Raw genomic sequence first — 20,066 nt, 5'->3', positions numbered from 1 at the left:
GATTTTTCGGGAGCAAACTTCTTTTTTTCTTTTTTCTAAGTCAAATCATTAATTCTTATTTTTATATTAGAAGGTACAATGATTACATTAATTCTCACTATCTGGAGTTACCTATGCTAAAAGTTTTAGTCCCTATTGCGACAGGTTTTGAAGAGATCGAGGCGATCAGTATTATCGATGTTTTGCGCCGTGCGGGAATTGAGGTAATTATGGGGGCTTTGGATGAGGTTCTTCACGTCAAAGGTGCCCACGATATCATTGTCGAGTGTAACCGATCCATCACAGGCTTAAGTGCTGATGAACTCGATATGATCGTACTTCCCGGCGGATGGGGTGGAACGAAAGCTCTTGCGCAGGATGCAGGGGTTCAAAATCTCCTCAAAGCGATGGACGCAAAAGGTAAAAATATCGGAGCGATTTGTGCTGCACCGTTTGCTCTGGAGAGTGCAGGGGTACTTAAAGAGGGGTACACCTGCTATCCGAGTATTGAAAATGAGATAAAAACAGGCGGGTTTAGAGGTGCGGAGCATGCAGTTGTCGAAAGTGGTAATATTATGACCTCACGCGGACCGGGAACAGCTATCTGTTTTGGTCTTGCTATCGTTAAAAAACTGGTTGGAAATGAAACCTATGAAGGGTTGAAGAGTGGATTGCTCGCCGATTACTGTGCGACAATTTAGTTTTTTACTCCCGTTACTCTCCACTTTGGCATGGGGTGAGGTTCATGTCTCTAAGAGTGAGTCCTATATTCAAGAACAAGCCCATGAATATTGCCGAAATTTAGGTTCTTCTTGGCGGCAGATGTCGATACAAGAGCTTTTTTCTCTCCCTGAACCTGCTCCCTTTGGTGAAAACTTTAGTTATTGGTCATCCAATCGAGCTCCTTCGGACAATACGGAAATAGGGACGGGAAGTGAAGGGGATGGAGGGATTATCGCGATGGTTGGGTACAGCTTTTATCCCAAAGAGCGTAATATTACCCTCTCACCCCCGAGTAAAAAAATTGCCGCTGCGTGTACGAACACACTTGAAAAGAAACCCTCTCAAAATTATCGGATAACATCGAAGGGGGTAGAAGATAAAAATTCTGCTCTTTTATGGCATTTACTGGAAACTACCGACAAACGAGCTAAATATACGTATGAGTTAGCACAAGAGCAGTGTAAAAACCTCACTTTGAGCGCTCGAACATGGCGTTTGCCGACTACGGATGAACTTTATGGTATCGTCGATTACACCTATTTTCGTCCGAGTGTGGATATGAAATATTTTGGGGCGATGATGCATCGTTACTATTGGACAAGCGATACGTTGAATGAGCGTGAAGCATATGTCGTAGGGTTTAAGCTCGGTTCCGTCGCTACGGTTAGCAAAACAGAATCGGCATACGTGCGATGTGTAAGTGATTTGAATTAGATGAAAATACTTGTCGATGCCGATGCTTTCCCGAATGCCCTTAAAGAGATACTCCTTCGCGCCGTATTGAAACGGCAAATCACGACGATTTTTATTGCCAATAAACAGATCGGAATCCCTAATGTTCATCATATCACGATGGAAGTGGTGGCACAGGGACCCGATGAAGCCGATCACCGTATCGCCGAGCTGTGCGAAGCGTGTGATATCGTCATCACCGCCGATATTCCTCTCGCCGATCGTATCGTTACGAAAGGTTCAGTCGGACTCGATCCGCGCGGAACGATTTACGATGAGAACAACATAAAACACCTCCTCGCGATGCGTAACCTGATGGAAGAACTGCGCAATAACGGAGAGATCACCGGAGGGCCTAGTGCTATCGGGGAAAAAACGGTTCGAGCGTTTGCCGACGGGTTGAATAAGCTGCTCTCTAAACGGCTGTAAAAGCTCCCTTTTACCCTTTAGACATTATAATCTACTACTTTTTTTCAAGGCACTTTTTTTATGAGCACAGTCCCCCCTTTTACCCATCTCCATCTCCATACCGAATACTCTCTTCTGGATGGTGCGAACAAAATTTCAGCGTTAGCCTCTCGCGTTAAAGAGCTGGGGATGACCTCGGTCGCGATGAGCGATCACGGCAATATGTTCGGGGCGATCGATTTTTATCAGCAGATGCGCGGAGCGGGGCTTAAACCGATCATCGGGATGGAAGCCTACATCCATAACGGTGAAGAGCTGGGGGACAAAACGATCAAACAACGTTTTCACGTTTGTTTGTTTGCCAAAAACGAAGCAGGTTATAAAAACCTCATGTACCTCTCTTCCCAAGCCTATATCAACGGCTTTTACTACTTTCCCCGTATCAACAAACAGCTCCTTCGCGAGAACTGCGAGGGGATCATTTGTACCTCGGCGTGTTTGCAGGGGGAAGTAAACTGGCATCTCAATACCATCAATGAGCGGAATGTCAAAAACGGGGCGTTAGGATACGATGAAGCGAAGCGGATCGCGTTAGAGTACAAGGAAATTTTTGGCGATGATTTCTACATGGAGATCATGCGCCATGGGATTAGCGATCAGCTTTTTATCGATGAGCAGGTGATTAAAATCTCCCAAGAGACGAATATTAAGCTTATCGCCACCAACGACACCCACTACACCTATGCAGGTGATGCGCAGTACCACGAAGCGTTCATGTGTATCGGGATGAATAAACTCTACGATGACCCCAAGCGGATGCGCCACTCCGTCCATGAGTTTTACATCAAATCTCCTGAGCAGATGGCACGACTGTTTGCCGATATCCCCGAAGCGCTTTATAACACCCAAGAGATCGTCGATAAGTGCCAGTTGGAACTCAAACTGGGGAATCCTACCCCGCCGAATTTTAAATTTACGACCGAATACGCCCTCGAAGAGGGGATGAATATCGAAGAAGATTCGGAGTATTTTATCCACCGTTGCCGTATCGGTCTCGAAGAGCGTTTGATCCACGTTCCCTCAGCGCGTCATACCGAGTATCGTGAGCGGCTTGAGTTCGAGATGCAGGTAATCAACCAGATGAAATTCCCCGGCTATATGCTCATCGTTTGGGATTTCGTCCGTGAAGCAAAACGGATGGGGATTGCCGTAGGACCCGGGCGGGGATCGGCGGCGGGAAGTCTTGTTGCTTACAGCTTAGAGATCACCGACATCGACCCGATGAAATACGATCTCCTTTTTGAGCGTTTTCTCAATCCTGAACGGGTATCGATGCCCGATATCGATATGGACTTCATGCAGGCGCGTCGCGGCGAGATCATCGATTACGTCGTCCGCAAATACGGGCGGGAGCAGGTGGCGCAGATCATCACCTTCGGTTCACTTCTCGCCAAAGGGGTTATCCGCGACGTTGCGCGTGTTTTGGAAATGCCGCTCTCCCAAGCCGACATGATGGCAAAACTGATCCCTGATGAGCTGGGAATCACCCTCAACGGTAAAACCAAAGGGGGAGAGTTCAAACCCGGAGCCTTCCAAAAAGAGCCGAAGATTGCGGAACTGATTGAAAGCGATGCGGCAGCCATGCGTGTATGGGAATTCAGCAAAAAACTCGAAGGGCTGAAACGCAATGCAGGGATGCACGCGGCGGGAGTCGTTATCTCGAATGAGCCGCTCTGGAAAAAAACTCCGATTTATAAGCCCTCCGGCGAGGAGACATTCGTCACCCAGTACTCCCTTAACTACCTCGAAGATATCGACTTGATCAAATTCGACTTCTTGGGACTTAAAACCCTCGACGTTATCGATAATGCGATCAAACTGATCAAAAAGCGGTACGACGTAGTGGTCAACTGGCACACCATCGATGAGAATGACCCGAAAGTCTACGAGATTATCCAAAGCGGTGACACCATCGGGATGTTCCAGATCGAGAGTTCGGGGATGCAGGATTTGAACAAACGGCTCAAACCCAGCGTGTTCGAGGATTTGATTGCGGTACTCGCCCTCTATCGACCGGGACCGATGGAATCGGGGATGTTGGATGACTTTATCGAGCGTAAACACGGGCGTCAGGCGATTACCTACGTTTTCCCTGCCCTTGAGCCGATCCTAAAACCCACCTATGGGGTTATCGTCTACCAAGAGCAGGTTATGCAGATCGTTCAAACCATCGGGGGGATGAGCCTCGGCGGTGCGGACATCGTTCGTCGTGCGATGGGTAAGAAAAAACTCGAAGAGATGCAAAAATACAACCGTGAGTTCAGTGAAGGGGCGCAAAAGCAGGGGTTGGATTATCAAAAAGCCTCGGAACTTTTCGATCTGATTGAGAAATTCGCCGGATACGGGTTCAACAAATCCCACTCGGCGGCGTATGCGATGGTCACCTTCCAAACCGCATGGCTTAAAACCTATTATCCGCAAGAATTTATGGCGGCATTGCTCACGTCTGAGAAAGACAACACCGACAAAGTCGTCAAATACATCGACGAAGCCAAACGGATGAAAATCTTCCTCGGCGCTCCCGATATCAACCACTCACAGCTCGAATTTTCCGCAATCAACAAAGACGATCAGGATCAAATCCTCTTCGGTCTGGGGGCGATCAAAGGGGTTGGGGAAGCGGCGGTCGAATCGATCCTCGAAGCACGATCCGAGGGTGAGTTCAAAGATATCCAAGACTTCATCAACCGCATCGAGCCTCAAAAAGTGAACAAACGGGTGATCGAGTGCATCATCAAAGCAGGGGGATTGGATCACTTCGGCTACTCACGCCGCGCATTGCTAGAGCAAGTCGAAACCCTCGTCGAAACGGCTAAAAAAGGCTCATCTCTGAAAAAAGATGCCCAATTCAGCCTTTTCGGAGATGACGAAGAGGTGACGGCGGTCGAACTCAACCTCAAAAACATGGAGGAGTTTGATCTCAAAACCCTCCTCGATTTCGAGAAAGACACCCTCGGTTTCTACGTCTCCGGTCACCCCCTCGACAACTTCCGCGACCAAATCGACGCGATCAACTATACTCTCTCCTCTGAGGTAGAAAACATCGAAGACGGTTCCACTGCCATCTTCATCGGTAAAGTCGAAACAATCACGAAAAAGATGTCGAAAAAAGGGTCGATGTTCGGACTTGTGAGTCTGATGGACTTCCACGGCAATATCGAAGTGATGCTCTTTAGCGACAGGGTTGATCAACTCGAAGCAATGGATCTCGATGAGCCGATTGCGTTCAAGGTCAAAGTAACCCATACTGAGATGTTCACCCGCATCAGCGTCACGAAGATTATGACCCTCAACGAAGCGAAGAAAGAGGCGAAAAAGGTAGAGACCAAAATCGTCGAAAACCTTCCGCCGCAAGAGCCGTTGCAGTTACGCATCCGCCTCAGCGACAATCTCGAAACGTTAGAGAAACTCTACACCCTCGTCCGCCGTCATCCGGGACGCCGTGAGATCAAGCTTACCATCGTCTCGAAACTTGCCGATGTCGTGATCGATTCGGCGATAAGAGTGGATAACAAGGTGATTGAAGAATTAAGTGCGTTGGAAGATGTGGATGTGATTTAATCCATGAGAGAGCTTGAGAAACTTGAAGCCGAGATTTGTAATCTCGTAGAATTATCACTTTTGGATAAAACGTATTGTGGTCAAGTCTCTTTTTTATTATCCCAAAATACCGTAGATAAAGCATGGAAACTTTCTTTCATCGATATTCGGGATTATACATGTGTTATTCACAGTGATGAAATCCGGCATATTAAAAATGAGCACCATGATGACGTTTATCTTATCTGTAAAATTCCTTATTATCTTGAAAAGTTTGTAAATTTGGAGCGTAGTATCGTTCCAGATAGAAAAACGGGCAAGCCTGTAACGTCTTTGATTTTTATCAAACAAAATGAAAATAATAGTGTAAAAATGGTCAAAACAAATCTGAGCAGAGAGAAAGTTGTGAGATTGAAAACGCTTTTTGAAGTGGTGTAGCAGACCAAAAACTGCTACGATTTTACGGTTGTTAGCTAGTGCCTAGCCGAAGCTATCCTTTGCCTTACGTCCTAAACGAACTCCGATGGTCTTTAACAATGACAGAGGCTATCTGTTGACCAAAATTATACGCCTTATTGACGATGATGTCAATAGGTAGTGATACAGTGATAGAAGAGTTAGGTGCATTGGAAGATGTGGATTTGATTTAGAGATAAAATACGGTATTATATTAAGAAATATAATTAATTTAAGTGATTTAATGAGGGTTTGATGACGAGTTTGCCAGATATTCGGAGTGCTATTGATAAAATCGATAGCAAAATTATTGCTCTCATCGCCGACCGTCGCTCTCTTGTCCTCTCTGCCGCACCGTTTAAAGATTCTCCTGTAGGAGAAACCGGAGTTCGTGTTCCCGAACGGATAACCTCTATGCTTTTATCGATACGACTTCAAGCAGATGAAAAGGGTTTAGACCCTGATTTTATGGAAAAATTGTTTTCGGAGTTGATCGAGCATAGTATTGGGCTTGAACATGAGGAGTGGCTTTCTCTTGCTGAAAACAAATAATATTAATAAACTTAAAAATTATGGGATAGAGTTTGGTGAAGAAGAGTGTTTGGATAAGTCTTTTTATCCTCAATCCTCACAAACAAATACTACTATTCATGAATATTTGACACTTTTTCCAAAAACACGTTATTACGGTAGTAAAAAGCGAATTCTCGGTTGGATATATGAAAATTTAAAAGATTTAGAATATCAAACAGTTTTAGACTGTTTCGGTGGAACGGCAAGCGTATCTTTGCTTTTTCAAGCAATGGGCAAAAACGTAACTTTTCATGATGCATTACAATCCAATACAATATCGGCTAACGTCCTTTTACGCGGTGGAATCAGTAGTAAACAACTGATCAAATTTGAAAACTTTTTTAATAATATTACGCCTATCCAAACGGGGTTTATCTCTCAAACATTTCAAACTATTTATTTTACAGATGAAGAAAATCATTGGCTTGATGGAGCTATCGAAGCAATAAAAAGTCTTAAAAATAAATCTGATAGAGAATTATGTTTATATGTACTATTTCAGGCTTCCATGATGAAACGTCCATATAATTTATTTCATCGTGCTAATTTATATCTTCGGAATGCAGATGTTAAACGTAGTTTTGGCAATCTCACAACATGGAATACACCATTTCCTGAAACAGCAAAAAAAATTCTTTATGAATTACATAAACTACCAAATCGTCATGAACATGATTTTTGTATTTTATCTCCGTCGAGTGCTGAAGAAATACCGGCTAAATATGATTTAATTTACATTGATCCTCCGTATATTTCGGATACTACAAAAAATGATGGTTATTGGAAAAAATATCATTTTTTAGAGGGGATAGCTCAATATGATAAGTGGCATTTGATGATAGATGATAGTCATAAGACGAAGATGCTTCATATGAATCCACATATTAAAAAATGGGAATCAAAACATCAATTCACCCAAAGACTTTTTAATCTTATAGAACAGCATAAAAATTCTATTGTTGTACTTTCATATATGACAAATGCCATTCCAAGTGTAAAAGAGCTAGAAGTTTTTTTCCATTTACATTTTAAAAAAGTAATTCTGAATCTTCAACCACTCAGCCATGCATTGGCAAAAGCAAAACGCACTGAAATCTTGTTAATAGGGATACCAAAATGATAATTTTTTCCGAAAAAGTTAATTTTCCAATGCGATGGATTATATTACTTTTGTTTTTATTTGTTGTAGGTTTGTTATCAATGTATTTATTTGTATGGAGTTCAAATTCAAAAACTAATATTGATGCGAATATATCATCAATTATAAGTGGTTTGACTGTGGGTTTTATTGTGGCATGCACTCAATTTTTGCTGTCATGGTATGAACATAAAAAATATGATAAATTTGAAAAATTGGGTGTTATTAATATTTTGAGTAATAAGTATAATGAAGATACTTATCGAGAAACTATAAATAATCTTAAAACTAGACTTTGGATTATGGGAAATACAGTGGATGATTTTTTAAAAGATTTTGCTGATGAAGATAACTCAGTAGCAGAAAAAAAGATTTTATTATCTAAACTGGCTCAAGGTATCGAAGTAAAAATTTTAGTAGCAAATAAACTCAATCTGAATGATGAAAAGGCAAAAAACAAATATGACAATGCACAGCCAACATTAAATAAATTAAAAGCTCAATATTCAAATTTTCAAGTTGAATATTATGATCATATTCCAACTCAAAGTATATTCGTTTATGACAATCAATGTTTTATTGGTCCTGTTTTTTCGGGGATTACAAGTAGACAAACTCCTGCACTACATATGATTACTGAAAGTCTATTTGCAAAAAAATATATAGAATATTTTGAAAATGAATGGGCTAATGCTCGTGCAGATTAAAATTAATAGCCGTATTCATACCACTCTTATATCTCTCCACAGTAATGGTTACCGCCAAAACGGTGGTTTTGGTTTTGCGATTGAAGAACCGTCATTGAACATACGTGGCGAGAATTTTCAAAGTTTCGAGATTATCGATCATCGTGTACGTGGTTTCAGTATGGATGAGAAACAACGGTTACTGAACGTCCTCGAACAAACAGCCGATCAAAAAAACTTTGTCCAAAAATGTATCATTGAAATTTCCGGCGATGTGGCATCTCATATGGGATTTGGAACAGGGACAGCGATTCGTCTTGCATCATTGGAACTTCTCTATCTTATCAATGGTTCAGAGTATACAGAACAAGAGATCATCAATGCTTCAGGTAGAGGCGGGACATCGGGTATCGGTATCCATACCTATTTCAATGGCGGTTATGTATTTGATATCGGACGGGGAGATCAGGGGGAAAACTTTCTCCCCTCATGTGCGACTGAGAAACATCCATCATCTCCTTTGGCTCTTTTACACGAGCCAATGCCCGATTGGGAAATTGGTCTTTGCATACCAAAATACATAATGTCTAAAAATGAAGTAGAAGAAAAAGCTTTTTTTAGTCAAACCTGCCCGATAGAACCCTCCGAATCGTATGAAACTCTTTATCATGTCGTTTATGGGGTATTGGGCGGGATTAAAGAAGATAATAGGGCAACATTCAGCGAAGCGATCAAAAATATTCAGGCATGTCGATGGAAAAGTGCTGAACGACACCTCTATGGGGATAGCATCAAACAAATGGAGCAGGTGCTATACAAAGCGGGTGCAACTGCCATAGGGATGTCTAGTCTTGGCGCATCGCTTTTTTTTATCGCGGAGGATATGCAAAACGTTATTAAAAATGCTAAAAAACTCTTACCCGAATGTGATCTGAGTGTGACTCGACCTAATAATATTGGACGCATCATTATCCATGACTAACCTCGAAATAATCTTTATCACATCAAGCCGTATTAAACTTGCCCATGTGCAGTATTTGGCGCGTGAATATCCGATTACTATTGCGAAACAAAAAAACTACGGCATTGGATATGTAGAACCCCGTATTTACGTTAGAGAAGAGCTTTTAAGCGAAAGTTATAAAGATGCACTTGAACGGTTTAGTAAAAATGTTTCCAATCCTGATGAGAAGTTTTTTATTATCGAAGATACCTCAGTTATGATTGAAGCTCTCAGTGAAAACGGGGAAGAAGTGCCGGGACTTGACATCAAGTATTGGATGAAAGAACATACCTTTGAGATGCTTGATGAGATGTTAATAGCTAAGGGAAACAATCGAAAAAGCTTTGTTCGCTCTGACATAATTTTACATCTACCAAAAAAGTTACGGGATAAATACAGTATAGATTACAAACAGTTTACGGGGACAGTAGAGGGTAATATTGTCACCACTGAGTATGAATATGCGACAAATCCATCCTATCCTTGGCTTGATAATAAAACATTTAACAAATGGTTTACTCCAGAAAATAATACTCCACTTGGTGCCATGACAGTTCAAAGATCAGAAGTTTATGATTTTAGGAAAAAAGCTTTTGATCAAGTTCTTTTGTTTCTAAAAGAAGAAGGTTTTATCAAGGAAAAAACTGCTCCCTTGATTAAGCAACATGTATTACCACTCTATTTCGATCATCTGATTTTAGTTGGACCTACATGTGCAGGTAAAAGTACACTTGCAAGTCATCTCGCTGAAAAATACGGTTATTTCCATCTTGAAGCCAGTGATTTTATGCATCAGAAATTTTATGAGTTGCACGGGGTCAATACTGATTTAAAAATTGGAGATTTTGCACAGGAAGCTCTTTTGGAAAATCCCTGTATTGTTGCTGATTTGATCGTTGAACACATGAATCGATTAAAAGATACTCCTGTCATTATTAGCGGTTTTCGTAACCCTCAAGAAATTCAGTGTTTTTTGGAAAAATATAAATGTGATATTAATATTGTGTATATTGATGCAGATATTGAAATACGGTATGAGCGTAATAAGAACCGAAAACGCAAAGATGACGAAATTACTTTTGAAAAATTTGAAGAAAAAGATCGTCAGCAAGCCGATATGGGTTTGAAAGAGATGCGTGTAATATATCAAGAAAACGAATTATTAAATGAACAAAGTCGTGATGATTTCTATTTAAAATTTGAAAATAAGTATAAAGATATTTTGCCTGATAGCCAGATGGAAAAATCAGAGCATAAAATAGCATCGCAAGGTTTGAAACTCGAAGAATCGATTCTTATTACTTTATATTTAGATGATAATAGATGCCTAGAGAATAATGAAGAAAAAGTTTATACTACCACAGAACTGTCAGTATTAATAGAAAAGATACTGAATATTAAAAAGCATAAAGATAACATAAGTCGCTATTTTAATCAAAATTTTCATCCATATTATGATGCTAAAAAAGGTAATCCGGTTAAATACAAAATAAATAGTACGGGCATTAGCATGGCACGGTATTTGATAAAAAAATATCAGTAAATTGGTTTCATTTGACAAAACGTACGCTTTTAGGTACGATTTGTTACTAAGGAGCACCTATGACCAAAGTTATAACCGCCAGTCAAGCTCGATCTGATATTTATAATCTTATAGATGAGACGGCACAGAGCCACGAACCGATCATTATCACAGGCAAACGCCACAACGCCGTTATGGTTTCCCAAGAGGACTGGAGGGCGATAGAAGAGACGTTGTACCTCACCACAATCTCGAATATGGCACAATCGATTACGGATGCCATGAATGCACCTGATAGCGAATTTAGTGAAACGGTCGAATGGTAAAATATACGATCCTCTACAGCAAAGAGGCACAAAAAGATGCCAAAAATCTCTCTGCTCACGGATTAGCTGATAAGGCAAAAGAGTTGATCGAAATTATCAAAGTTAACCCGTTCCAAAACCCGCCCAGTTATGAAAAGCTCGTCGGAAATCTCAGCGGAGCCTACTCTCGCCGTATCAATATCAAGCACCGTTTGGTCTATCAGGTGATCGAAGAGAGTAAAACGGTGAGGGTATTGCGGATGTGGAGCCATTATGGAGAATGATTGCATTTTGCCATATTTTAGTAGTGATACAATGTCGAGAGCTATAATATAAGAATTTTGTAGAGAGGGAAAAGTAGATGAAAAACCAACTCCAACCAACACAGTTTTTACTCTACAAATCCGAAAACGGAAAAATCAAAGTCGATGTGCTGCTGCAAGATGAGACAGTATGGCTGACACAAGAACAGATGGCAGGGCTTTTTGGGCGAGACAGAACCGTCATCACAAAACATATTAATAATATCTTTAAAGAGGGTGAACTGGAAGAAAAAAGCAATGTGCAAAATTTGCACATTGCTCATTCAGACAAGCCTATAAAGTTTTATAATCTTGATATTATAATTTCCGTAGGCTATAGGGTAAAATCACTCCAAGGGACAAGGTTCCGTCAATGGGCTACTCAACACCTAAAAGAGTTTATCATCAAAGGTTTTACGATGGATGATGAACGGCTCAAAGACCCGAGGCAGATATTTGGCAAAGACTATTTTGATGAGCAGTTGGAGCGAATCCGAGATGTACGAAGCAGTGAGCGGCGGCTTTATCAGAAGATTACCGATATTTATGCGCAGTGCAGTGCGGACTATGACCCAAATCACGAAACGAGTAGAGAGTTTTTTGCGACCGTGCAAAATAAACTCCATTGGGCGATAGTAGGCGAGACAGCTGCTGAAATCATCTATAATCGAGTGGGTAGCAATAAAGACAACATTGGACTTACAAGCTGGAAAAACTCACCCGATGGCAAAATTAGAAGAGCCGATGTGGTAGTAGCCAAAAACTATCTCACACTAGAAGAGTTGGATTTTTTCAATCGGATTGTCACAATGTATCTTGATTATGCAGAGTTTCAAGCCAAAAATAAACAAGTGATGAGTATGAAAGATTGGGTGGCAAAACTCGATGCTTTTTTACAGTTCAATGAAAAAGAGGTATTGGATCATAAAGGCAAAATTTCTCATGAAATTGCCATTGCATTGGCTTTGGATGAATATGAAAAATTTAGAGTGGTTCAAGACAAGGAGTATGTGAGCGATTTTGATAGATTGTTTTTAAAAACAGAAAAGAAAGGGTAATTATGCGCGAATTTAACGAAGAACTTATCAATTTTATCGATGCTTCTCCGACACCGTTTCATGCGGTGGCATGGATTAAAAAAGCATTGGAGTGTCGCGGATTTATCGGTCTTGAAGAGGATCAGGTCTGGAATCTCGAAGAGGATAAAGACTACTACGTTACCCGTAACGACTCTTCGATTATCGCGTTTACCTATCCGCCATGTAATGAAAAAGGGTACACCATCGTAGGGGCTCATACCGATTCTCCTCATCTGCGCCTCAAACCCAATCCTCTGACAACCTCCGCAGGGGTAAAACGACTCGGAGTCGAACCCTATGGTGGAGTGCTTCTTAATCCGTGGTTTGATCGTGATTTGGGGTTAGCCGGACGTGTTGTTTATCTCGATGGAGAGGTGCGTAAAGAGGCTCTGATCACTATCGATTATCCTATCGCTTTTATCCCCTCGCTTGCTATCCATCTTGACCGTGAAGCGAACAGTTCCCGCTCTATCAACGCCCAGAGTGACATCGTCCCCATCATCGCGACGGGGGATGTCGATTTCGAAACCTTTATTCTCTCACAGATTCAAGAAGATACTGCCTCTCTTACCCTTTTAGCCCATGAACTCAGTTTCTATGATCTGCAAAAAGGCTCTTTTGTCGGGGTCAACGGGGAATTTATCACCTCGGCACGTTTGGATAATCTCCTCAGCTGTTATGTCGGGATGAATGCTTTGCTCGAAACCTCGTATCCGATGATGTTAGCGTGTATGGATCATGAAGAGGTGGGGAGTGACTCTCATGTCGGGGCAGGGGGGACGTTTGTGGAAGAGACCCTTCGCCGTATCGCAGGTGAAAATTTTACCACATTGATGCGCCGTTCTTTGATGGTATCGTGTGATAATGCCCATGCACAGCATCCCAATTTTCCAACCAAACATGAGTCAGAACACGCTCCAATTTTGAACCAAGGGGTTGCTATCAAGATCAACTCCAATCAACGTTACGCGACTTCCGCTCGAACGCAGGGGCGGTTTGTACAATGTGCCAGAGCGCTGCATATTCCGATTCAAACCTTTATCACCCGCAGTGATATGGGATGTGGCAGTACGATCGGTCCGATCACTGCAACCCGTTTGGGGATTGAGACGATCGATGTGGGGGTTCCGACGCTCGGTATGCACTCTATTCGTGAACTTTCCGGTATCAGTGATGCTTATGGACTCTACCGTATTTTGATGCATGTGGGCGATTTTTAATGTCTGAGGTTATTTCTCCCGCAGAACTTAAATCCCTTATCGATCAAACCTACAAGGTTGAAGAGGAGTATGTCGCCCTTCGCCAATCGTATGATTATCTTCAAAGTACGATTGAGCAGGTGATCGAGTTTCTTCCCAATGCGATTTGGATCGTTGAGACGGACGGGACGATATTTCTACAAAACTCTCAGGCTAAATCTTTGAGCTCCTTGTTTGAAACACTCCGATTCGTGGAAGAGGATTATGAGGTACATTTTGAAGAGCGCTCTTATCTGATTAAATCGGTTCACCACAACGAAAAGCACCTTTTTAGTGCGACCGATATCACCGAACAAAAGCGTAAAGAGAACCTCGCGACCATGGGGCAGATGGCGGCACATCTGAGTCATGAAATCCGCAATCCTGTCGGCTCGATCGCTCTTCTCGCATCGACGTTGATCAAAAGGGTTATCCCTGAAAATCGTCCTATTGTGGAAGAGATTCAAAAATCGCTCTATCGGATCGAACGGATCATCAAAGCGACATTGATGTTCTCCAAAGGGGTGAGCGCTCAGAAAAACAGGCTTCATTGGAATCAAATACGCGAAGCGTTGATGAGTGCTATCGGGTATTACAGTTATGCCAAAAATATTGAGTTTGTATTTCCCCAAGAGGATTTTGAACTTTTTGGGGATTTGGATTTATTAACGATGTTGTTCTCGAATTTCGTGTTTAATGCGATTGATGCAATAGAACTGGACGAAGAGGATGAGGGAAAAATCGAAATACTCCACTCCAAAGTGGGACAGTTTCATCTTTTTGAAGTCTATGACAGCGGAATCGCCATCGAGAACAAGAAGTGGCTTTTTGAAGCGTTTAAAAGTACGAAAGAACGGGGTAATGGTTTGGGACTGGTATTGGCTAAAAATATCGTCGAATCACATGGCGGAGAGATTGGGGTGTGTGAGGGAGAACGTAAAGGGTTCCGCTTTACCCTCTCATTTTAATCCAATGGCTTAGGCTCTCCGAGATAATATCCTTGGAGATAATCCACCCCTAACTCTTTACATTTATCATAGACCGCTTCGGAGTGGACAAATTCGGCTACCGTTTTTAGATTCAGCCGTTTGGAGAATTCGGTAACGGCGGTTAGAATCGTTTGCGCATTGGTATCGGTATCGATGTTACGGATCAATGAACCGTCGATTTTAAGGATATCGACATCAAGCCGTAAAATATGGGCAAAATTGGAATACCCTGTGCCGAAATCATCGATAGCGATGCGACAGCCAAACTCTTTAACTTCGGCGATAAATGAAGAAACTTCCTGATAGTTTTCAATCCCTTCACTCTCTAAAAGTTCAAAAATAAGCCGTTTTGCATGAGCGGTAGAATGGAGCTTGCTTATTAAAAAGTGTTTGGTAGGCTTATCAAAAATATCATCAACAGAGAGATTAATGGAGTAGCGGTGAGGAGTCGTTTCGAGCATCTTAAAGACTTCATCAATGACGAACTGTGAAATAAGCGGGTAGAGACGCGATTGCTTCGCAGCCGGGAGAAAATAGCCCGGAGCAATGGTTGAACCATTGGTATCGATCATACGGATGAGCGCTTCATACTCGACCAATTCTCCGGTTTTAGAGTCAAGAATTGGTTGATAATAGAGAACAAACCGTTTCTCTTCGATTGCCTCTTTGACTTTTTTGCTCCATAAAATATTGTTTTGGTACTCTTGTTTGATTTGCATTGTCTCATCGTAGAGCAAGTAGCTAAGGTGTCGTTTTTTAGCGGCTTTTAACGCCATATCGGCATTGGTGAGGAGATTGGTTGAATTGGTTATTCGATTGCGCAGAGCGATATCCATCCCCATCGTTAGGGTGACATAGATACTGGCTCCATGAATATTGTAGTACTTGGATTCCAGATGATGGATGATGGTGAGGCGTGACGCTTCAAGCTGGGTTGAGTCCATCGGTTCAATGAGGGCGATTGCATACTCATCTGAGGGCATCTTGTAGAGCTTCATTGGAAGATTTTGAATCGCTTCTTGGATAGAGTGTGTGAGTGCTAGAATCGTCTCATCTCCGATGGCATGACCGTAAAAATCGTTGATCTCTTTGAAATTATCGATATTTAAAAGGATAAGGGCATAAAAGCGGCTGGAATGGATATCGCGGATGAGTGCATTTCGATTAGGGAGAGAGGTGAGATGATCACTATGAAGCTGATGGGATAGTTTTTGATTCAGTTCTCGGGTAACTTGAGCATCACGATCGATTCGGCGGATGAAGATTTGAAAACCGTAATGTAAGACGATCCCGATAACCGCTAACAATACAAAGCTGATTATGAGTAGATTTCGAAGTTCTCTTTCATATTCACGGACATCTGCTGTAATGTCAAATGCGCAGGTCATCATGGCTATGACTTCATTTTTATAGTTGGTTAGAGAACGTGAAGCGATCACATACTCATGAATATCGATAGTATAGCGATTGCTTTGCTCAAAGTTGAAATTGGAAGGAAGATGATCGAAAAGGGTGTCATTTGAAGAGACAAGTGAATAACTGTGATAGGTAATATGGTTTGCATCGGGTAAAAGATTTTTAAGTTTTTTGGTATCAAAAGCTATGGCACTTTTTATCCCTGAATGGGCATCCAGACGTTTTTGAACGCGGTCGATTTTAGCAACGGTTTGGATGATACCGATAAATGTCTTACCTTTAAAAATCGGGACAATGGTTACAACGGAAACATCGTAGATAGTCACATCTAAAGTAGTAACCCTTTGCCGGGTGTTAATGGCATGGGCCAACACAGGCCGTTTGTGTAAAATGTTATCCCCGTATTTCTTTGGCTCTTGAAGGCGGAGAAAATGAGCACCGTCAGCCCCGACAAATCCGCTCATATCCACTTCGCCACGTCCCTTGGCTTCATTAAAATAGGGGAGGGAAAGCTGATAAAGCTTTTCACGATCTCTTGCAGCAAACGCATCGACAATCTCTCGGTTTCCGGCAAGTTTGCACGCTAATTCGTTGAGCCCTTTTTGGGTATCGAGCATTGCCAAATCATACGAGTTACGGAGTAGGGCACGGTGTGCGGAGGTTTTTTCTTCGAGTACTTTTTTCTTATCTTGGACAATTGTGACAATAAAAACGATAATGAGCAATACTACAATACTCATAGCATAGAGTATTGCGCGTTGTTTCGTTTGTGTCACAATCATAACCTTTTCTTTACCTGTTCATTATCATTATAACATAGGAAAAAGCCTCTTGTGACGAAAAAAATCGTAAATGGCTAAGCAATCTAATTTTTTGGGAAAAGAACAGAGCCTAAACGGACCATAGTGGAACCGCATTCGACAGCCATTTCAAAATCACCGCTCATTCCCATAGAACAAATGCTAGCTTGCGGAAGGGTTTCAAAAATACGGCGGGTTGTTTCAAAACTTTTACGGACAATAGCCGGATCTTCCACGTGTGCTCCGATAGACATGAGCCCTTGTAGCTGTAATCTTGGGCACTCTTGCATGATTTGAGCGTATTTTTCATTGATCTCTTCGGGGGTAAACCCACTTTTGGACTCTTCATAGGCCGAATTGATCTGGACTAAAGCACGGAGTGTCATATTCTCCCGTTCTAAACGCTCATCAAGGGCATGTGCCAGTTCTATCGAATCGATGGAATGGAGCAGGTGAGGGCGTACACTTAGAAGATGGTTGATCTTGTTTTTTTGCAACGTTCCGATGAAATGCCATTCGATGGGGAGTTCATTCAATGCTTCGCTTTTAGTCACGAGGTCTTGTACTTTATTTTCTCCAAAAGCTCTTTGCCCGATAGCATAGAGACTACGGATCGCCTCCGCATCGACGTATTTGCTGGCGGCAACAATTTTGACAATGTGATGATCGTTTACCCGTAAACGGGCTTTTTCAACACGCTCGATAATGCGGTCAAATGAGAGTTTTTGCTCCAAAGTTGTCATTGCATTAACCTCGTAATATCGTTATAGAGCCCCAAACTCATGAGTCCGAGCAGTATAACCCATCCTCCGATTGTGAGTTGGGTAATAACTGCTTCACTCGGAGCTTTACGGCGGATCATTTCGTAGAGATTAAACATGATATGCCCACCATCGAGTGCGGGGATAGGGAGGAGATTGAGGACTCCGAGATTGACGGAAATCAAAGCGGCAAAGAAACAGAGACTCATCCATCCGTACGCCGTTGCGTCGGCGGTGATTTGAACGATACTGACAACTCCTCCGACCTCTTTAGCCGGGACAACTCCCGTGAGGAGTTTTTGGACGCTTTGAAAAATGAGAAAGGAAGTCTCATACGTTTGTTTGGATGCGTAAGAGAGCGTTTCGGTGAAACTCAGATCGAGCGTATGGGTGACACCTGCGGGGGCGATACCAACCATACGTTGCTGGATTTTTTCTTTGAAAAGATTGGTTGTCTCGCTAATACGAGGAGTGAGAGTGATAAAGTGGCGGCTATCGTTGCGATCGATCACCAATGTCATTGTACCCTGAGAGGTTTTGATCGATTCAGAGAGCTCATCCCATGCACTAATAGCATCACCATTAATTGAAAGTACTTTGTCCCCGTTTAGCAAACCGGCTTCCTGTGCAGGCGAATCTTTAACAATTTTACCAATGACAGGAGAGAGCGCTTGAGGACCACCTAACGCGATGGCATAAAAAAAGACCCAGGCTAAGGCAAAGTTTGCCAGAGGCCCTGCGAGTAGGATTATGATCCGTTGCCACGGTTTTTTAGTAGTGTAGCTGTCATTATCACTGCTGATGGCAGTGGGATCGGAATCATCTTGCCCTTTCATCTTGACATAACCGCCTAAGGGTATTGCGGAGATTTGCCATTGCGTTCCGATCCATTGAAAGGAGAAGAGTTTTTTACCGAAACCGATGCTGAAGACTTCGACGTAGACACCGAAAAAACGGGCGGCACTGTAATGCCCGAGTTCATGGAAAAAAATGAGGGCAGAGAGGACGAGAAGAGCTACTAACCAAGACATATTAGAGTTTTCCTTTATAGGCTTTAGCAAATCCGACGAGGTATTCAGCTCCCGAATAGATCGTAAGTGTGACCGCTATCCAGAGTAAAACATTCGCAAAAGGCCAATGCATGAGTAAAAATCCGATCGCGATCATCTGAGCGACAGTTTTGACTTTACCCGCCATCGATGCGCTGACATCGATTCCCTCAGAGACAGAGAGGGTACGAAGCCCGGTGATAAACAGCTCACGAACGATGATGATGTAGATCGCCCACGCCGATGCCGCTCCACTCATCATCAGTCCTAAAAACGCGGCGAGGGTGAGCATCTTATCGGCGAGTGGATCGAGAATTTGACCGACAATGGTGATCTGATCGAGTTCACGTGCGACATAACCGTCGAAAAAATCGGTTACCGACGCGATGACAAATAAGAATGAAGCGATGTAGTAGCTCCAACTGATATGCCATCCCATGTCGGTGAACATTTGGGGATTGAGGATGATCCAAAACATCACCGGAGCGATGAGAAGGCGGATAAATGCTAAGATATTGGGGATATTAATCATCTAAACGTGGTGCCGCCATCAACGATAATCGTTTGTCCGGTGATCCAGCTCGCTTCTTCGGTGCAGAGGAAATAAACCGCTCCCGCGATGTCGTTCGGGCTGCCCATACGATTCAGAGCTGAGCGTTTGATGGTTTCGGCTTTGACCTCTTCGTAGTTAGTGAACGCTTTTAACGCATCGGTATCGATCGGTCCGCCGGATACGGCATTGACACGGATGTTCATCTCTCCGAGCTCTACGGCCGCGTAACGGCTCATCGCTTCGACCGCTGCCTTATTGGTTCCGTGACCGGCATAGTTTTCAATGTAGATTAGGTTTCCGGTACTTGACATCGTAACGACGGCACCGCCACCCACTTTTTCCATCCGTTTTGCCGCTTCTTGGGTTCCGACGACAAATGCGTTGACGGTTGCGGTGTAGATATTGTTCAAACCGCGTGGTTTGAGACGCATAAACTTACCGTATCCGCCGACAACCGGACGGCCGTAGATCATTGCGTTACTAACAAAAAAGTCAACACGGTCGAAATCGGCATCAATTGCTTCAAAAAGAGGCTTAAACTCATCGGTCTCCAAGATATTGAGAGGATAAGCGCGAGCTTTAATGGCGTATTTACTCTCCCAATCTTGGGCTAAAATAGCGGCTGTTTCACCGTTAGAGTTGTAGGTAAATGCGATGTTAACACCCTGTTGTGCAAATTTTTCAGCGATGGCTTGTCCGATCCCTTTGGTTGCTCCCGTAATTACGAGTGTTTTGCCCTTCATATTTGACATTC

20 protein-coding genes are annotated in these 20,066 nt (G+C 42.7%); 15 read left to right on the top strand and 5 right to left on the bottom strand.

Annotated elements, in window-relative coordinates; translation table 11 throughout:
• Positions 1-113 precede the first annotated feature (113 nt).
• The 15 genes from B649_RS07665 (at position 114) to B649_RS07595 (ending at position 14,712) form a co-directional block, all read left to right on the top strand.
• Positions 114-680: a DJ-1 family glyoxalase III gene (locus B649_RS07665; protein WP_015653950.1), complete on the top strand. Its 567-nt coding sequence runs from the start codon at positions 114-116 to the stop codon at positions 678-680.
• Positions 646-1,416: a DUF1566 domain-containing protein gene (locus tag B649_RS07660; RefSeq protein ID WP_291750843.1), complete on the top strand. Its 771-nt coding sequence runs from the start codon at positions 646-648 to the stop codon at positions 1,414-1,416. Before B649_RS07665 ends, B649_RS07660 begins: the two co-directional genes overlap by 35 nt.
• Positions 1,417-1,863 (top strand): YaiI/YqxD family protein, encoded by a 447-nt coding sequence (locus tag B649_RS07655; RefSeq protein WP_015653948.1) that lies wholly within the window; start codon positions 1,417-1,419, stop codon positions 1,861-1,863.
• Between the two features lie 60 nt (positions 1,864-1,923).
• Positions 1,924-5,463, top strand: coding sequence for a DNA polymerase III subunit alpha (dnaE, locus tag B649_RS07650; protein WP_015653947.1), 3,540 nt, complete (start codon positions 1,924-1,926; stop codon positions 5,461-5,463).
• Between the two features lie 3 nt (positions 5,464-5,466).
• Positions 5,467-5,880, top strand: coding sequence for a hypothetical protein (locus B649_RS07645; protein ID WP_015653946.1), 414 nt, complete (start codon positions 5,467-5,469; stop codon positions 5,878-5,880).
• Between the two features lie 273 nt (positions 5,881-6,153).
• Positions 6,154-6,450 carry a chorismate mutase gene (locus B649_RS07640; protein WP_015653945.1) on the top strand — a complete coding sequence of 99 codons (297 nt, stop codon included), beginning with the start codon at positions 6,154-6,156 and terminating at the stop codon, positions 6,448-6,450.
• Positions 6,434-7,591: a DNA adenine methylase gene (locus tag B649_RS07635; protein WP_015653944.1), complete on the top strand. Its 1,158-nt coding sequence runs from the start codon at positions 6,434-6,436 to the stop codon at positions 7,589-7,591. Before B649_RS07640 ends, B649_RS07635 begins: the two co-directional genes overlap by 17 nt.
• Positions 7,588-8,316 carry a hypothetical protein gene (locus B649_RS07630; RefSeq protein WP_015653943.1) on the top strand — a complete coding sequence of 243 codons (729 nt, stop codon included), beginning with the start codon at positions 7,588-7,590 and terminating at the stop codon, positions 8,314-8,316. Before B649_RS07635 ends, B649_RS07630 begins: the two co-directional genes overlap by 4 nt.
• Entirely contained in the window at positions 8,300-9,277 is a 978-nt protein-coding gene (locus B649_RS07625; protein ID WP_015653942.1) for a beta-ribofuranosylaminobenzene 5'-phosphate synthase family protein, read from the top strand. The genes B649_RS07630 and B649_RS07625 overlap by 17 nt, the downstream gene beginning before the upstream one ends.
• Positions 9,270-10,841: a non-canonical purine NTP pyrophosphatase gene (locus tag B649_RS07620; RefSeq protein WP_015653941.1), complete on the top strand. Its 1,572-nt coding sequence runs from the start codon at positions 9,270-9,272 to the stop codon at positions 10,839-10,841. Before B649_RS07625 ends, B649_RS07620 begins: the two co-directional genes overlap by 8 nt.
• A 59-nt stretch (positions 10,842-10,900) precedes the next feature.
• Positions 10,901-11,146 (top strand): type II toxin-antitoxin system Phd/YefM family antitoxin, encoded by a 246-nt coding sequence (locus B649_RS07615; protein WP_015653940.1) that lies wholly within the window; start codon positions 10,901-10,903, stop codon positions 11,144-11,146.
• Positions 11,140-11,409: a Txe/YoeB family addiction module toxin gene (locus B649_RS07610; protein WP_015653939.1), complete on the top strand. Its 270-nt coding sequence runs from the start codon at positions 11,140-11,142 to the stop codon at positions 11,407-11,409. Before B649_RS07615 ends, B649_RS07610 begins: the two co-directional genes overlap by 7 nt.
• A 77-nt stretch (positions 11,410-11,486) precedes the next feature.
• Complete coding sequence (locus B649_RS07605) at positions 11,487-12,485, top strand: virulence RhuM family protein (protein WP_015653938.1); 999 nt, start codon at positions 11,487-11,489, stop codon at positions 12,483-12,485.
• A 2-nt stretch (positions 12,486-12,487) separates the two neighbouring features.
• Entirely contained in the window at positions 12,488-13,726 is a 1,239-nt protein-coding gene (locus tag B649_RS07600) for a M18 family aminopeptidase (protein WP_015653937.1), read from the top strand.
• Positions 13,726-14,712: a HAMP domain-containing sensor histidine kinase gene (locus B649_RS07595; RefSeq protein WP_015653936.1), complete on the top strand. Its 987-nt coding sequence runs from the start codon at positions 13,726-13,728 to the stop codon at positions 14,710-14,712. The genes B649_RS07600 and B649_RS07595 overlap by 1 nt, the downstream gene beginning before the upstream one ends.
• On the opposite strand, the gene B649_RS12265 is transcribed toward B649_RS07595, so the two are convergent.
• From B649_RS12265 to B649_RS07570, 5 genes are all read right to left on the bottom strand, one after another.
• A complete protein-coding gene (locus tag B649_RS12265) occupies positions 14,709-16,931 on the bottom strand; it encodes an EAL domain-containing protein (protein WP_015653935.1) in 2,223 nt (740 codons plus the stop codon). The genes B649_RS07595 and B649_RS12265 overlap by 4 nt on opposite strands.
• Before the next feature lie 83 nt (positions 16,932-17,014).
• Positions 17,015-17,692 (bottom strand): YggS family pyridoxal phosphate-dependent enzyme, encoded by a 678-nt coding sequence (locus tag B649_RS07585; protein ID WP_015653934.1) that lies wholly within the window; start codon positions 17,690-17,692, stop codon positions 17,015-17,017.
• Positions 17,689-18,741, bottom strand: a complete 1,053-nt coding sequence (gene rseP / locus B649_RS07580) for an RIP metalloprotease RseP (protein ID WP_015653933.1) — start codon at positions 18,739-18,741, stop codon at positions 17,689-17,691. Before rseP ends, B649_RS07585 begins: the two co-directional genes overlap by 4 nt.
• 1 nt (position 18,742) lies before the next feature.
• Positions 18,743-19,291 carry a CDP-diacylglycerol--glycerol-3-phosphate 3-phosphatidyltransferase gene (gene pgsA / locus B649_RS07575; protein ID WP_015653932.1) on the bottom strand — a complete coding sequence of 183 codons (549 nt, stop codon included), beginning with the start codon at positions 19,289-19,291 and terminating at the stop codon, positions 18,743-18,745.
• Entirely contained in the window at positions 19,288-20,064 is a 777-nt protein-coding gene (locus tag B649_RS07570; RefSeq protein WP_015653931.1) for an enoyl-ACP reductase, read from the bottom strand. Before B649_RS07570 ends, pgsA begins: the two co-directional genes overlap by 4 nt.
• Between the last annotated feature and the right edge of the window lie 2 nt (positions 20,065-20,066).

Origin of the sequence: Candidatus Sulfuricurvum sp. RIFRC-1 (assembly GCF_000310245.1) — a bacterium.
Lineage (GTDB): Bacteria > Campylobacterota > Campylobacteria > Campylobacterales > Sulfurimonadaceae > Sulfuricurvum.
This window is presented reverse-complemented; position numbering and strand designations above follow the sequence as displayed.